16 protein-coding genes are annotated in these 15,360 nt (G+C 50.2%); 2 read left to right on the top strand and 14 right to left on the bottom strand.

The window, feature by feature from the left end; translation table 11 throughout:
* Nucleotides 1–14: 14 nt before the first annotated feature.
* The 10 genes from uvrY to GVJ32_RS11680 all read right to left on the bottom strand — a co-directional run bounded on the left by uvrY (nucleotide 15) and on the right by GVJ32_RS11680 (nucleotide 9,973).
* Nucleotides 15–659, bottom strand: coding sequence for a UvrY/SirA/GacA family response regulator transcription factor (uvrY, locus tag GVJ32_RS11725; protein WP_159240278.1), 645 nt, complete (start codon nucleotides 657–659; stop codon nucleotides 15–17).
* 80 nt (nucleotides 660–739) lie between these two features.
* Nucleotides 740–1,324, bottom strand: a complete 585-nt coding sequence (locus tag GVJ32_RS11720; RefSeq protein ID WP_159240277.1) for an alpha-ketoglutarate-dependent dioxygenase AlkB family protein — start codon at nucleotides 1,322–1,324, stop codon at nucleotides 740–742.
* On the bottom strand, nucleotides 1,324–2,325 hold the full coding sequence (gene murB, locus GVJ32_RS11715) for a UDP-N-acetylmuramate dehydrogenase (protein ID WP_235035123.1): 1,002 nt from the start codon (nucleotides 2,323–2,325) through the stop codon (nucleotides 1,324–1,326). The genes GVJ32_RS11720 and murB overlap by 1 nt, the downstream gene beginning before the upstream one ends.
* A gap of 2 nt (nucleotides 2,326–2,327) precedes the next feature.
* Nucleotides 2,328–2,804 (bottom strand): low molecular weight protein-tyrosine-phosphatase, encoded by a 477-nt coding sequence (locus GVJ32_RS11710; RefSeq protein WP_159240275.1) that lies wholly within the window; start codon nucleotides 2,802–2,804, stop codon nucleotides 2,328–2,330.
* Nucleotides 2,804–3,595, bottom strand: coding sequence for a 3-deoxy-manno-octulosonate cytidylyltransferase (gene kdsB, locus GVJ32_RS11705; RefSeq protein WP_159240274.1), 792 nt, complete (start codon nucleotides 3,593–3,595; stop codon nucleotides 2,804–2,806). The genes GVJ32_RS11710 and kdsB overlap by 1 nt, the downstream gene beginning before the upstream one ends.
* 73 nt (nucleotides 3,596–3,668) lie before the next feature.
* Nucleotides 3,669–4,652 (bottom strand): tetraacyldisaccharide 4'-kinase, encoded by a 984-nt coding sequence (gene lpxK / locus GVJ32_RS11700; RefSeq protein ID WP_159240273.1) that lies wholly within the window; start codon nucleotides 4,650–4,652, stop codon nucleotides 3,669–3,671.
* Nucleotides 4,653–6,455: a lipid A export permease/ATP-binding protein MsbA gene (msbA, locus tag GVJ32_RS11695; RefSeq protein ID WP_159240272.1), complete on the bottom strand. Its 1,803-nt coding sequence runs from the start codon at nucleotides 6,453–6,455 to the stop codon at nucleotides 4,653–4,655.
* A 29-nt stretch (nucleotides 6,456–6,484) separates the two neighbouring features.
* A complete protein-coding gene (locus GVJ32_RS11690; RefSeq protein ID WP_159240271.1) occupies nucleotides 6,485–6,916 on the bottom strand; it encodes an ExbD/TolR family protein in 432 nt (143 codons plus the stop codon).
* Complete coding sequence (locus GVJ32_RS11685; RefSeq protein ID WP_159240270.1) at nucleotides 6,913–7,551, bottom strand: MotA/TolQ/ExbB proton channel family protein; 639 nt, start codon at nucleotides 7,549–7,551, stop codon at nucleotides 6,913–6,915. The genes GVJ32_RS11690 and GVJ32_RS11685 overlap by 4 nt, the downstream gene beginning before the upstream one ends.
* Nucleotides 7,552–7,615: 64 nt before the next feature.
* Complete coding sequence (locus GVJ32_RS11680) at nucleotides 7,616–9,973, bottom strand: DNA internalization-related competence protein ComEC/Rec2 (protein WP_159240269.1); 2,358 nt, start codon at nucleotides 9,971–9,973, stop codon at nucleotides 7,616–7,618.
* Between the two features lie 106 nt (nucleotides 9,974–10,079).
* Between GVJ32_RS11680 and GVJ32_RS11675 the strand changes: the two genes are divergently transcribed.
* Nucleotides 10,080–10,604 (top strand): DUF2062 domain-containing protein, encoded by a 525-nt coding sequence (locus GVJ32_RS11675; protein ID WP_159240268.1) that lies wholly within the window; start codon nucleotides 10,080–10,082, stop codon nucleotides 10,602–10,604.
* Between the two features lie 36 nt (nucleotides 10,605–10,640).
* Here GVJ32_RS11675 and GVJ32_RS11670 read toward each other — a convergent pair whose 3' ends face one another.
* Genes GVJ32_RS11670 through GVJ32_RS11660 form a run of 3 tightly spaced genes read right to left on the bottom strand, consistent with a single transcriptional unit; the run spans nucleotide 10,641 to nucleotide 13,842 of the window.
* Nucleotides 10,641–11,861: a lipoprotein-releasing ABC transporter permease subunit gene (locus GVJ32_RS11670; protein WP_159240267.1), complete on the bottom strand. Its 1,221-nt coding sequence runs from the start codon at nucleotides 11,859–11,861 to the stop codon at nucleotides 10,641–10,643.
* A complete protein-coding gene (lolD, locus tag GVJ32_RS11665) occupies nucleotides 11,861–12,580 on the bottom strand; it encodes a lipoprotein-releasing ABC transporter ATP-binding protein LolD (protein WP_235035119.1) in 720 nt (239 codons plus the stop codon). Before lolD ends, GVJ32_RS11670 begins: the two co-directional genes overlap by 1 nt.
* 14 nt (nucleotides 12,581–12,594) lie before the next feature.
* Nucleotides 12,595–13,842: a lipoprotein-releasing ABC transporter permease subunit gene (locus GVJ32_RS11660; RefSeq protein ID WP_159240266.1), complete on the bottom strand. Its 1,248-nt coding sequence runs from the start codon at nucleotides 13,840–13,842 to the stop codon at nucleotides 12,595–12,597.
* Between the two features lie 137 nt (nucleotides 13,843–13,979).
* Here GVJ32_RS11660 and GVJ32_RS11655 point away from each other — a divergent pair, with 137 nt between their 5' ends.
* On the top strand, nucleotides 13,980–15,098 hold the full coding sequence (locus GVJ32_RS11655) for a 3-deoxy-7-phosphoheptulonate synthase (protein ID WP_159240265.1): 1,119 nt from the start codon (nucleotides 13,980–13,982) through the stop codon (nucleotides 15,096–15,098).
* Nucleotides 15,099–15,119: 21 nt separating this feature from the next.
* Here GVJ32_RS11655 and nqrM read toward each other — a convergent pair whose 3' ends face one another.
* Complete coding sequence (gene nqrM / locus GVJ32_RS11650; RefSeq protein WP_159240264.1) at nucleotides 15,120–15,359, bottom strand: (Na+)-NQR maturation NqrM; 240 nt, start codon at nucleotides 15,357–15,359, stop codon at nucleotides 15,120–15,122.
* Nucleotide 15,360 lies beyond the last annotated feature (1 nt).

Raw genomic sequence — 15,360 nt, 5'->3', positions numbered from 1 at the left:
CTACAAACTGCCGATTAGGCTTCTGGTGCGTCAATTAAACCATGCCGCATTGCCAACAAGGTCAACTCAACATCACCGTTTATATCCAGCTTTTCAAATACGCGATAGCGGTAGCTATTCACGGTTTTTGCGGAGATATGCAGGTTTTCAGCAATATCTTGGACTTTATGGCAGTTGGCGATCATCAAGCTAATCTGCATTTCACGCTCAGACAAGGACTCGAAGGGCGAGCCCTCTTCACCACTCAACTGTTTCAAGGCCATAGTTTGAGCAACGCAGGGGCTGAGATAGCGCTGCCCCTTCGCCACCTGTCGCACCGCTAGCACCATTTCTTGCTCAGACGCGCCCTTAGTCACGTAGGCTGAGGCGCCAGCTTTCAAAAGTAAACTAGGCATAGGCTCTTGGTCGTATGCACTCAGGGCTATTACACGGGTTTCAGGAGAGATTTGTTTTAATTTACGGGTAGCTTCCAAGCCACCGATACCGGGCATGCGAACGTCCATTAATACAATATTAGGCTGAAGTACACGGCAGCTACTGATCGCCTCTTCACCGCTGGCAGCTTGGGCTATCACCATAATGCCATCGGCATCTTCCAACATCCGAACTATTCCAGCACGCACCATAGCGTGATCATCGGCCACTAACACTGTGATCATGTACAACCCCACATCGAATGCCCAAACAATACCACTCTGTAGTGGGCCTAACCAGCCTATCGTGCCTAATATTCAGTGGTTTACACCAGCTTTCTAAAGGTCAAATTAATACGTCCCTGTGCGACACCTTTGCGCACCGGCAAAGCATGCTGCCAATGCTGCTGGGTTGGCGGCAACATCACCAAAAGTGAGCCCGAGGCCAGATTCAGCTTTTGCATTTTTGTCGCGCCGCTTTTGGGCTTAAAGCAAAAATCCCGTTCTGCACCCAAGCTAATTGAGGCGATACAGGGCGCCCGCCCCAATTCTGGCTCATCATCGCTGTGATAGCCCATGCAGTCATTGCCGTCGCGGTAGTAATTGAGCAACGCGCAGTTAAAGTCAAAACCGGTATCGACAAGCAATTGATCTCTTAAAGCCCTAACTGCGTTTGGCCACGGCGCCGTGGCGTGACTTACACCGCTGTATTGATAACTTAGGCCAACATCGCCGACAAAATTAACTAATCGGGGCGTGATGTGTTCGCGGCCATAAACCGTAACAAGGGCTTGCTGCCACGCTATACCATCGCGCAGTTCTGCGAAAAGTGACTGCGGATCAGCGAGGTAATCTGCGTAATAATCTAAACCGCCGCCGACCAAAGGAATGTGCTGTATGCCGGAAAACATCAGTAAACCCGCGGTTCAATTTCCAGACTCACACCATAATTTGCCATAACATCGGCCTGAATCTGAGCAGCAAACTGAATAATGTCATTACCGCTTACGCCATCGTAATTTACCAACACGATAGCCTGACGAGGATGAATACCCACCCCGCCCTCACGTCGGCCTTTCCAGCCAGCCTGATCGACCAACCATGCAGCGGCCAGCTTTACCTGTCCATCGGGCATTGGCCAATGCGCCAACGCCGGATATTGAAGCAGCAACTCATTGGCCTTTTCTGCGGAAATCAGCGGGTTTTTAAAGAAGCTTCCTGAATTTGGCTCGCTGCGGTAATCCGGCAACTTCTCTGCGCGAATTGCAGCGACTTTTTCAGCTACTTGCTCTGGCGTTGCGGTATCTGGGTCTGCGAGCTCAGCACGCAGCGCGGGATAAGTCACATCCGGACACGCTTCACTACTTAGTCGCAAGGTCACCGAGGTGATAATAAAGCGATCTTTAAGCTCGTTTTTAAAAACACTGTCGCGATAGCGTAGCTGGCATTCTGCTGCGCTTAGGCTGTGCAGGACTTGTTGATCACAATCCCAGCCAGTGACCGACTCAAGTACTCGCGATAACTCTACGCCGTAGGCACCAATATTTTGAATGGGCGCTGCGCCCACCGAACCGGGAATCGAGATGAGATTTTCTAGGCCATACCAACCCTGGGCCAGACAATAGCAAACCAGTTCATGCCAATTTTCGCCGGCGGCAACCTGAACAAGGCGGTCATTTCCACTTAGGGTGCAATCGATGCCGCGCAGTACCATGCGAATAAGCACACCATCAATATCGTCGGTAAAAACCACATTACTACCGCCGCCCAATACAATGGGCAGGTGATTGCGCTCGCGGCAAAATTCCAGTGCCCGCTGCAATTCTTCAATGCTCGTCACATCAGCAAAGTAAGCGGCTTTAGTCGCTACACCTAGGGTATTAAAGGCTCGCAGGTCGATATTCTGCAGCATATTCACCGGCCAGAGCTCCGAATGGTCGCCAGCAAACCACGGGCACCGTCTTCGGCGAGTTCTAGTACGGTTTCAAAACCATCTTCACCGCCATAATAGGGATCAGGCACTTCGCGCTTCCACGACGATTCAGCGAAGTCTAAAAACAGGGATACATGGCAATTGGTCTTGTCTCCCGTCATGGCGCGTAAGTCTTTTAAATTGCTTTTATCCATGGCCAAAACATAGTCAAAATTCTGGAAATCGGCGCTTGTCACCTGTCGCGCACGTAAATTCGACAAGTCATAGCCGCGCTTACTTGCGGCCTGCAGAGTACGTTCATCTGGGGCGCGGCCAATATGCCAATCACCTGTGCCTGCAGAGTCAATTTGTATGCTGTCTTGGAGTCCTGCGTCTGCGACCAGTTTTTCGAAGACGCCATGCGCCGTGGGTGATCGGCAAATATTGCCAAGGCAGACGAATAGAACTTTGGTGCTCATTAGGCTTTACCTGCCAACAATGCGCGCACCGCGTTTAAATCTGCTTCGGTATCGACGCCGCCGGGGATATCTACACAGGCCGACTCAATATGAATACGAACGCCGTTTTCCATGGCGCGTAGCTGCTCAAGCTTTTCAACGCGCTCCAGCAAGCCCATTGGCCATGTAACAAACTGATGTAAAAAACCAACACGATACGCGTATATGCCAATGTGGCGCATAAAACCTGCATGTTCTGGCAAGGCATCTGCAGTGTTATTTTCCGTGCCAGCCCATTCATCTCGAGCCCATTCGTCTCTACACCAGGGCATCGGCGCACGGCTAAAATACAAGGCGAATCCCGCTAGGTCACTTACGGCTTTTACTGCATTGGGATTAAAGACGGTGGCTTTATCAGTGATCGCCTCACCCAGCGTAGCGATTCCCGCTTGCGGGTTCAGGGCGAGATTATTCGCAACCTGTGCAATGGCCTCGCGCGGTATTAGCGGCTCATCCCCTTGCACGTTCACCACAATGTCGTCGTCAGCCAGGCCAAGCTTGCTGACTACTTCTTGTAGCCTGTCGGTACCCGATTCATGAGTTGCCAACGTCATAACCACTTCGGCACCAAAACTCTCGCAAGCGTCAAACACCCGCTGATCCTCAGTGGCAATCACTACCCGCGCCGCATTCGACTCTTTCGCGCGCTCCCACACATGCTGAATCATAGGCTTGCCGGCAATATCCATTAGCGGTTTGCCCGGCAAACGGCTAGAGGCAAACCGGGCGGGAATAATAACGGTATACGACATACAAACTCCGAAGCAATCGTCGTGCTTTGCGCTGTGAATTACCGCAAGCAGAATTAACTAAAATTGAATTACATCAAGAAGCGCGCAGACGCTCAAGTAATGTTGAAAACGCATCGAAAAATGCCGGATCAATGTCGGCATCTACCGGTAACATCCAGCTATTGTCTAAATTGAATTGCGCGCATTTTACCGCATCTTTCTCGGTCATGATCACCGGATGGAAATCAGCGAATGTAACGAGTTCTGCACTGAACGCCTGATGATCTGCAAATGCGTGTTCAATCACATCAAAGCCTTTGCTGCGCAAAGCATTAAAGAATCGTGTGGGGTTACCTATACCTGCCACTGCATGAATACGGCGCTCGCCCGCTGGCCAGTCTTTTAATAAGCGAGCCTCACCATTCGTCAAATTACGCGCGGTGTCGCCAGCTAATAGCATAGTGTGCCCAGCGAGAGTGTCGCTGCCACCGTTGATAATCGTAAGGTCAACGCTATTCGCCCTAGAAATTGGCTCGCGCAAGGGGCCAACCGGCAAACAGAAGCCGTTGCCAAAACCGCGCTCGCCGTCAATCAGTAACACCTCTATATCACGCGCTAAACGGTAATGCTGTAAACCATCATCACTAATAATGAGATTGCATTGCTGCTGTTCGACCAAGAGCTTGGCCGCCGCAAGGCGATCTGGTGCCACCGCAACGGGCAAGCCGCTGCGACGTGCAATTAAACAGGGTTCGTCACCGCCAATACTCGGATCGGTGGTTTCATCTAAAAGATAAGGATAATGCGGAGCCTGGCCGCCGTAGCCGCGACTAACAATGCCAACGCGGTAGCCGCGATCACGACAGAAGTCTGCCAAGGCCAATACTGCAGGTGTTTTTCCACTGCCACCCACACTGATATTGCCCACCACAATAACTGGCGCACCACAGGACTGTGGCGAAATAAAATGGCGGCGCAATGCGGCAATACATCGGAACAAATACGTCAGCGGCAATAACAGCAGCAACCAGCGCGCGCGTCCGTACCAAGCAGCGTTAATCCGCTGCTCTAATGGCATTTACTGCTCCTCAAAGTTCTTATTGTAGAGCTGGGCATAACGTTTATTCAGCGCCAGCAACTCGGCATGATTACCCTGCTCCATCACCTGCCCCGCCTCCATCACCACGATATTGTCCGCGTGTTCAATAGTCGACAGCCGATGAGCTATCACGATGGTTGTCCGGCCTTTCATAACTTCTTCCATGGCCTGTTGAATATGGTTTTCAGCACGGTTGTCGAGTGCCGACGTTGCTTCATCTAAGATCAGTATCGGTGCATCCTTTAAAAAGGCGCGCGCAATAGCTAAACGTTGACGCTGGCCGCCAGACAGCATAACGCCATCTTCGCCAATCATGGTGTCAAAGCCATTTGGTAGCTGATCGATAAACTCAATAGCATGTGCCGCTTCCGCCGCTGCGCGCACTTGCTCTCGGCTTGAGCCCGCCATTTTTCCGTAGGCAATATTATTAAATACCGTGTCGTTAAATAGCGTAACTTGCTGTGTTACTAAAGCCATCTTGTCGCGAAGATTTTCGAGGGTGTATTCCCGCACATCAACACCATCTATCAAGATGTCGCCTTCGCTATGATCATAGAAACGAGAGAGAAGGCTAACCAAGGTCGACTTACCAGAACCCGACAAGCCCACCAAGGCCAATGACTGCCCTGCTCCCACGCGTAAGCTCACATTGCGTAAGACCTTATCGCTACCTGCCGTATAAGCAAAGCTCAGATCTTTAATTTCAATATCGCCCTTGGTCTTTTCGCTGACGTAGGTGCCAGTATCTTTTTCTTGGTCGGCATCAATAAATTCAAAAATATCCTGCGCCGCTGCCAAGCCTTTTTGAATAGTGCTACTTACGTCAGCAAGTTGACGCATCGGCTTGGGAAGAAACAAGGCCGCTGATAAATAGGCAACAAAAGCCCCAGGAGACATTTCCCCACCCAAGCCGAGGGCGATCCAAACAAGGACACCAGTAGCCAGAACCACGGGAAACTGGATAACCGAGGGACTAATGGCATTGTAAAACGCCATTTTAATATTCCGGCTGCGGTTGCGGCGGCTCGCGTCGTCGAAGCGCTTTTTCTCATAGCTCACACCGTCATAGAGGCGAATTTCTCGGTAGGCGCTAATAGATTCATTGGTAACCTGATTAACTTCGCCCATTGCATTTTGAATGCTTTTACTAATCTTGCGAAAGCGCTTACCTACCCAGTACACGGTCACTGCAATCATAGGTAAGGCGAGGAAAAACACCATCGTGAGTTTCCAGTTGGCATACAGCAAAAAGATAATAAGCCCGATAGCAAACGTACCTTCCCGCAACACCACCTTGGTGGCATTTACCGCCGCGCCAGTAACCTGCTCAACGTTGAAGGTGATTTTAGAAATCATCATGCCACTAGAATTATGGTCGTAATACGAGCTTGGCATATGAAGCATTTTTTGAAAAAGCTCGCAGCGCAGATTGTGTACCAAACTGTGGGAGACAATCGCGATGAAATAATTACCAGCAAAATAGCCAAGGCCACGTACAACACCGAGGATGACCATCATGATTACAATCCACAGCCGCGCATCGCTTATCACAAAACCGTCACCGCCCAAGGCCCACATGACTTTAGCGGACAAACCGCCATCACCCTTAACCATATTGCCACCAATATAGTCGACAATAAGCTGCATCATATCTGCGAGTAATACCTGCACGCCGGAAAAAACCGAAAACCCCAGCACACTGAATAAAAACATTGCCCACATCGGCAACACATACTTTAGTAGTCGTCCATATATCGCGAGATCCGACTGATTATTACTCATAACGCTAGGTGTATCCTGATGCAAATTAATTACTGATCGGCAGAGTTAGTTTCTGGATCTTGGGTGGTTAAACTTAGTTTTGCAAAGCCGAGTCTACCGGCTGCATCCATTGCGGTGATGACAGATTGGTGCGGACTTTTTGCATCCGCAGTGATAATAACGGGAATATCACTATTGTCTTGTGCGGCGTCAGCCATTGCTTTCATTAAAGCCTCAACGGTATGTAGAGCCAAAGCCCGCTCATTTACCCGGTAATGCCCCAACGCATCAACCACAACCTCTAAGGCAGCACTCTCTTGCAGCGATGCTTCACCCTGCGCGCTGGGCAACTCAAGATTTAGCCGACTTTCCTTTGTGAACGTGGTCGATACCATAAAAAATATGAGCAGCAGGAAGACCACATCTATCAATGGCGTTAAATTTACACCGCCATCATCGACACGTTGGCGTTTAAATTTCACGACGATTTACCAGCCGAAGCGTCTTTAATCTGCACTTCACCATGCATGGCGTTGATCAGTTTAATAGCGTCTTGTTCCATTGTGACGACAATTTCGTCAATCCGGCGCAAAAAATAACGATGCATAACGAGGGCCGGAATGGCCACACACAACCCCGAGGCCGTTGTGATCAATGCCTCTGATATCCCTCCCGCTAGCACACCCGCATTGCCGGTGCCCTGCACCATGATTTCGGTAAATACCCGAATCATTCCTAGCACCGTGCCAAGTAAGCCGAGTAAAGGCGCCACCGCCGCGATGGTGCCGAGGGCATTAAGATAGCGCTCTAAATCATGAATAATGTGGGAGGCGGTATCTTCAATGCTCTCCTTCATGATTTCACGGCCGTGTTTAGCGTTGGCCAAGCCCGCCGCCAGAATTCGCGCCAGAGGTGAACCGCGCCGTAATTCCCGTAATTTTTCGGCATCGAGCTGCTTATTTTGCAACCAAGCCCAAACTTGATTCAATAAACCGCGGGGGGCAACTTTATCGGGATTGAGTTTAAGAAAACGCTCTACACAGATAGCCAGCGCAATAATAGATGACATGATAATGGGCAGCATTAGCCAGCCGCCGGCTTTCACCAATTCCAGCACATTCAGTCCCTTCAATTTTTATGTGGGTGCATTATACGTAGGGAATGCTAGGGTAAGAAGCGAATCAGCGCCCGGAATGCAAATTGCTGCAGATTTCATGGCCAGATTTCGAGGAATTACGCTCTGATTGCCAATAATAACGCCGACCGCCCCAGTTTTTTTGCGCGACTACCGACGATTCCGTGATCTGGAATTGAATACTGCCATGGTAGGCTGTATTCCAACATCGGGCGCCGATTTTATCGTAGCGCTGCATTACCTTTAGCGCAGGATGCCCATAGTGATTATCCGTCCCCGCTGAAAAGACCACGTACTCAGGTAACACGGCGCTAATAAATTCCGCGCTCGATGAGGTGTTGCTGCCATGATGAGGCGCAATGAGCAACGCTGCGCTTAAATCATGTCGGCCTGCCAGCAACTGACGCTCAATATCAGTTTCAATATCGCCAGTTAACAACACTGACGCTCCGCCAACACTTACCTTCAATACGCAGGAGGTATTATTTCCAGTAAATTCGCCACGATCAGACGCCAGAAACTCAAACTGAACGCCATCCCAAGCCCAATTACGGGGGCTATCACAGAGGGAAGACGGTATTACTATGTTGCTTACTGATTCACCCAATACCAACTCATCCGTGTCGATTTGTTTTAATAACGCCGGTGCGGCGCCTGCATGGTCTTTATCTGCGTGGCTTAAAATCAACATCCCCAACCGATCAACACCAAAGCTCCGCAATGCCGGTATAACAACAGCATCAGCGGTATTGAAGCCGCTACTAAAATCTGGGCCTACGTCGTATAACAGCGCGTTAGAATGTGTTTGCACAAATACAGCCAACCCTTGCCCCACATCCAGCACAGTGACCCATGCAGAACCCAGCGTAGGTCGAGGAGCTGGAGAAAAAACTATCGTCAATAAAGGTATGGCAGCCAAATACTTAGCTGGCACACCCCGAGGCAGCATCAGTAACAAGATAGCTGCACTAGCCAACAGTAAAACTGCGAGTGAACTAGGAATAACAATTTGTGGCAACAGCTGCGCAGACCATGCAAGAACGCGTAGCAAAACATCAATTAGCAGGTCAGCCGCATGCCAACTCATATTCGCTAAGGAGGGGGCGACGCCAATCAATATCAATCCGCAGAATAACAGCGGAAGCACCAGTAGCGTCACTAAGGGAATCGCAATTAAATTGACGGGGAAACTAACTGGACTCAATCCGTAGCCCCACATCATCAACAGCGGGATCAAACCTAACAACACCACCCATTGTGATTGAAATACTCCCCACACAGCGTGGCCGTGCCGCCGTCCTTGAAACGCAAACAACAGCACCCCAACAGCAGCAAATGACAGGGAGAACCCCGCCCGATGTGGGGCTAATGGGTCTACTGACAAAACCAACAGCATGGCAGTGGCATAGGCTTGCCACATCGAATTGTTGCGACGAAAACAAAAAGCCAACAAAGCCACAGCAGCCATTATTAAAGCCCGCTGTGTAGGCACCGAGAAGCCCGCCAACGCCGCATAAATAAAGGCAAATACCAAGGCAATACCTGCACCGGTAAATAGGCTATTGCCCCCAGGAAGTAGTAATCCAACACCGCGACCTAATAAAAAACCCCACGCCAACACAATACCAATATGCATACCCGATATTGCCATAAGGTGACTGGTGCCAGTACGCGAAAATACCTGCCACTGCTCACGATCAATACCGTCGCGATCGGCAAACAATAGCGCCCGCATAATACTGCCATGTTGGTAGGTGGCTAGCCGATCACTAAGCCCAGTAATTAGCTGCTGACGAAAGTTGTTGAATGACAAACTACTCTCTTGGCCAAGATACTCCACCTGCCCTGGATTTAGCACATGACCATTCGCAGAATAGCCACTAGCAAACATCCATCGGCCATAGTCAAAGGCCCCTGGCGACTGGTAACCGTGCGGCTGCCGCAAACGCAGAGTTGCTGTAAAGACTTGACCCAGCTCTGGCGGCGAATCAGCGTACCAATTCAACTGGATCAACCTATGATTTAAAAATGACAATGAGGGGTCGCAGTAGTTACTCAACACCTCATTAGTGCAGCTGAGCGCACTGACATTGGCATCAAAACGATAATAGCGACTAAAGCCTGAGCGCTCTTCAGGAGCGGTACGAACTTCAACGGTCGCCAAGAAATCGCTACCACTTAAATGCGTAGGCAATAACAAAGCCACCCGCCAGTGTCCGTACAATCCGGCATAGATTAACGCCAGCACAAAAGCCAAGATTGCACGGCTGTACGGTGAGCGCCAAGATAGATACAACGAGAAAGCTAGCCCCAGCATTGAGACCAGTAAAATATAGCTAGGTAACGCTGGCGCGAAGGCAATCGCAAAAAAACCGACTATCGCTGCCGTCATCCATGACAACATGCTGGAGTACCCCAGTAGAACCGTGCATAATGGCCGCCGCCCGTATATTACCGGTCTGCGGCTCGGTAGTTTTTATCTGTCACAATCGTAAATTAGAATTGAGCGGATGGCTCGTAAACTATTTAAACGTTGGCTTCCAACGCCCGAAAAAATGCGCGAGCACCCCTCGGTTCGTATTTTTGGCAGTCTGCTGCACGACCCAAATCTTTGGCACCTAAACCGACGCTCGGTCACCGTGGCGTTTTTTCTTGGGCTGTTCATTGCTTTTGTGCCAATCCCAACCCAAATGCTTCTCGCGGCCCTCGCAGCAATTGTTTTTCGCGCCAACCTGCCTATCTCCGTCATGCTGGTGTGGATTACCAACCCGGTCACCATGCCAGCCATCTTTTACTTTACCTATAAATTAGGTGCGATGGCGATGGGAATCCCACCCAACTCATTTCATTTTGAGCTGTCATGGGCGTGGCTTGCCGAAGAGTTCACCTATCTGTGGCGCCCTCTCGTATTAGGCTGTTTCCTGACAGGCCTGCTATCAGGTCTTGTTGGTGCGGCAAGCATTCATATTCTTTGGCGAGTTCATGTCGTACGTCGCTGGAGAAAACGCCAAGAATCCCGTCTCGCTAAACACTAACCCCTGTCTTCATAACAACGCTTTCAACCCTCCAACTCAACTACTACGCAAGGCCTCGGCCGGCGCCATTCGCGATGCCCGCCAAGCAGGGTATATGGTTGCCAATAAACTCATCACATAGGCGGTAGCGCACACCATCACAACATCAGGTATCCGCACATCTGAGGGCAAATAATTTATTGGATAGACGTCGCTCTGCAATAATTTCAAGCCAAACAGATTCTCTACCCCCGCCACTAAATCACTCACCCCCAACGCTAGCAGTACGCCAATAACACCGCCAGCAGACGCGCCAACAGCACCTATAACGGCGCCATAGGTCAAAAATATTCGCAAAATGTCACCTTGGCTAGCACCTTGGCTGCGCAAAATACCAATATCTGCGCGCTTATCATTCACCACCATGACAAGGGTCGACACCACATTAAAAACCGCCACAGCGACAACCGCCAACAACATGATCACCACCAATTTCCGCGACATTTGAATGGCGTGATACATATTGCCAAATTGCTGACTCCAGTCTTTTAACAAATAGTCTCTACCGTGAACCGACGCCAATTCCCACGCAATTTGCGGTGCGGCAAAAACATCATCAACCGAAACCCGCAATGACACCGGCGGCGCCTCGGTAAATAATGCGCGCGCCTGATCAATATGCATTAGCATAAGTTGTTGGTCTAATTCTGTGCCGGTTGCCACCACAGCCGCCACCGTCATTTGCACAAAACGGACATTTTGGCGACCCTCGGCTTGGGGAACCCCTAATGTAACGCGGTCAGCGACATCCACCTTTAGTCTATCCGCCAAGGCCTTGCCGAGAATCACGCCCGCGGCACCCGGCTGTAAAATATCAAGATCGACGTATTCTTGAATACGTGACACCCGCTTTTCCGCAACCGGATCTACGCCATAAAAAATACTTGGCTCTACCGCCCCACCTTTAATTAGCATTGCGTTGCCCTGTACAAAAGGCGCCGTGGCCACCACCCGAGAATGCGCTTCAACATCTTTCTGCAATTGCTGCCAATCGATTTCTTGAGTCGACCACGGCTGCAAGGTGATATGCGGCACCAAGGCCAAAATGCGATTTCGCATTTCACGGTCGAAACCGTTCATGACGGATAACACCNCCACCAACAAGGCCACCCCGAGAATCAAACCAATCATCGNCAAGCGCGATAAAAACGATACGAGCTGATTTCCGGAACGGTCGGCGCTATAACGAAAACCGATAAATGTCACCAAAGAACGCATTAGGCCATGGCCTCGCGCAAGCTACCGTCTTGTAAATTGAGCACTCGGTCCATGCGCCCAGCCAAGGTTAAATCGTGGGTAACAATAACCAAGCTGATCGCCAATTCTTTATTTAACTCTAGCAATAGCGCCTGTACCGCCTCGGCATTATCGCCATCCAGATTACCAGTCGGCTCATCAAGCAACACACAGGCGGGTTCATTCACCAAGGCGCGAGCAATAGCCACCCGCTGCCGCTCTCCACCGGAAAGCTGTGCGGGACGATGCTTTAGACGATGCCCCAAGCCCACCCGATCTAATAAGCTAGACGCCCGCGCAAACGCCTCTGTTCGTTTCATACCGGCGATTAACATTGGCATTGCAGCGTTTTCAAGTGCAGAAAACTCATTCAGCAAATGGTGAAATTGATAAACAAAGCCCAACTCTCGATTGCGCAAGCGACTGCGATCGCGATCGCTCATCGCGGCTATGTTTTTACCCCGCACAAAGACGCTACCCTGAGATGGCACGTCGAGTCCGCCCAACATATGCAGCAAGGTGGTTTTACCTGCGCCTGATGGGCCAACAATAGAGATGCGCTCACCGCTGGCAATATCTAAATTGATATCGTGCAAGATAGTGAGTTGCTCTGAGCCTTGAATATAAAATTTTCTCAAATTTCGACATGCCAGCACCGAATCGCTAGGAACAACTTCTGACATAACAACCGCATTAGACATAACAACAATACTCTTTATTCATAGCGCAGGGCCTCGGCAGGCTGTACGCGAGATGCCTGCCACGCGGGATATAGCGTGGCCAAAAGGCTTAATAACAAGGCGAATCCACTCACAACCACCACATCAGACCATTGTAAATACGAGGGCAAATGGGTAATAAAATACACATCCGGATTAAAAATTTGCATACCACTTAGCTGCTCTAACCAAGCCACCACATCCCCCACCCGAATAGCTAGAGGCACACCAATAAGCAAACCCAAACCCAAGCCGATAATCCCTGTGGCCATACCGTAAACCATAAAGGTGGCCATAATTGTGCTAGGTGTCGCCCCCATTGTTCTCAGCACCGCAATAGAACCGCGCTTGCCAGATACCGCCATACTAAGAATGGAGACAATATTAAAAGCCGCAATCAGTACGATAAATAATAAGAGTAAACGCACCATTTGCTTTTCCATTTTCACCGCATGAAAAAGACTACCTTGGCTATCACTCCACGTTACCGCCACACTACCCTCTGGCAACTTAGCCGCTAAGGCGGGCAATAAATCCGGTGCGTCGAACATATCGGCCAATTGGATACGTAGGCCCTCCACATCGTCGCCTAATTGATACAACCGTTGTGCATCTGCGATATGGATAAATGCACTGGTCGCATCAAGCTGGGCACCAGCACTAAACACACCGCTTACCCGAAATTGCTTTTCGCGGGGAAACAAACCAAACGGCGTCACCGTGACTTTGGGCAAAATTACTGTCACATCATCGCCTACATTCACGCCAAGCTGACGAGCCAAAATATCACCCAAAATTATCTGATATTCTCCGGCGTCATCACCAAGGTAGCGCCCCGCTATCATGTGCTCAGCAACCGCTGACACGGACCGCTCTTGCTCAGGCTCGATGCCATATAACGCGACACCGCGCAAACGCTTAAAAGCTGACAACATGGCTTTGCCGCCTACATATGGCGCAACGCCTTTAACACCATCGGTATCACTGAGTTTATCGGCATAGTCCTGCCAGCCAAGCAAACGCTGATGCGGGCCTTCAATATAACCGTGAGGAACGACGGACAAGACCCGCTGCTGTAATTCACGCTCAAAGCCATTCATGACAGACATCACCACAATCAGTGATATCGTGCCAATCAACATGCCCAGCAAAGAGAACCACGACACCAGCGACAAGAAACGGTCATTGCCAGAAGCGCGATGAAAGTAGCGAATACCAATGCGTAAAAAAAGTGGAACTGCCATAGTGAGGAGTACAAAAATCCAAGTGTGAAAACTGTGCCTATACTATCACTAGGGACTAAATTATTGCGCTGCGTTACTTAGAATTATTACGCTACTGCAATGCAGTCACATAAAACACCGATTAAGAGGACGCAAAGATGCTTTTAATACTTCACCCCAACATTAAAGACACCGATCCGGCCTATGTGAAAACCCTAGCTTATCTGCATCAATTATCAGGCGTGACCGTTCAGCACCATCAAGTCAGCGGCCAGCAACAGGTTCTTCAAGAAATCTACCTTCTCGGTAGCACCCACGCCCTGAGCATAGACGAAATAGAAGCGCTACCTGCGGTAGAAAAGGTCATTCGAATCTCTGAGGAGTACCGCATTTTGGGGCGCCACAAAGATTTGCAACGCAAAACCGGCTTCCAATATAAAGGTTTAAACTTCGACCAGAACTCATTGCACATCTTTGCCGGCCTCTGTGCCGTCGACAACCCCAAGCACGTCGAAGAAATGATGATTGCGCTAAAGGCCAACGGCCTCGAGTGCACGCGTATGGGCGCATACAAACCCCGCACCAATCCCTACGCCTTCCAAGGCCACGGCAAAGAATGCCTACCATGGGTGTTCGATCTCGCCGGCAAATACGGCATCAAAGTCATCGCCATGGAAGTCACCCATGAGAGCCACATGGAGGAAATTGATCAAGCCTTGCACGACGCCGGCAACCCCTGCGGAGTGATCATGCAGATTGGCACTAGAAACACCCAGAACTTCGAATTACTAAAAGCCATCGGCAAACAAAGCGAATACCCTGCTCTACTAAAACGCGGTTTTGGCATTACCCTCAGTGAATCCTTAAACGCCGCCGAATATCTGGCCAGCGCAGGCAATAGCCAAGTGATATTTTGCCTGCGTGGCATGAAAAGCGAATTTGGCGCGCCCCACCGCAACATGGTCGATTTCGCCCAAGTGCCCACGGTTAAACGCCTAACCAGAATGCCAGTTTGTATTGATCCCTCCCACTCAGTGGGCAGTCGAGATGTGGCACCAGACGGCGTACTTGAACTCTGCCACGCTACCGCGCAGGGGGTTTTAGCCGGTGCTAATATGGTTTTGGTAGACTTTCATCCAGCGCCACAGAAAGCACTCGTCGATGGCCCGCAGGCACTAACGCTGAATGAGTTAGATTTGTTTATAAAAGATATGGAGATTGCGAGGAAGGCGTACTTGGCGCGAGTAGCGGTATGGCAGAGAGCGTCGGACGCCTGACGTCCGNCGTCGGACGCAAAATCAGCTTGCATCGTAAAACTTGGTGCTCGATTTATTCCGCGCAGCCGCTGCTGCATCGTTTTCCTCAGTGCATTTTTTAGGATCATTACCGCATAAATCACAGACATAATCAGGATCACTGAGAGCAGCACCAACACCGCCGCAGGAACCGGCAATGGGCTTGCGGCCCATCAGTACGCCGATAGACATTGCGCCCACAATAAAGAGCATCACAACAATTGCCGCAAAAATGGTAGCCATA

It is taken from the genome of Zhongshania aliphaticivorans (genome assembly GCF_902705855.1).
In the GTDB taxonomy this organism is placed as follows: Bacteria; Pseudomonadota; Gammaproteobacteria; order Pseudomonadales; family Spongiibacteraceae; genus Spongiibacter; species Spongiibacter aliphaticivorans_B.
This window is presented reverse-complemented; position numbering and strand designations above follow the sequence as displayed.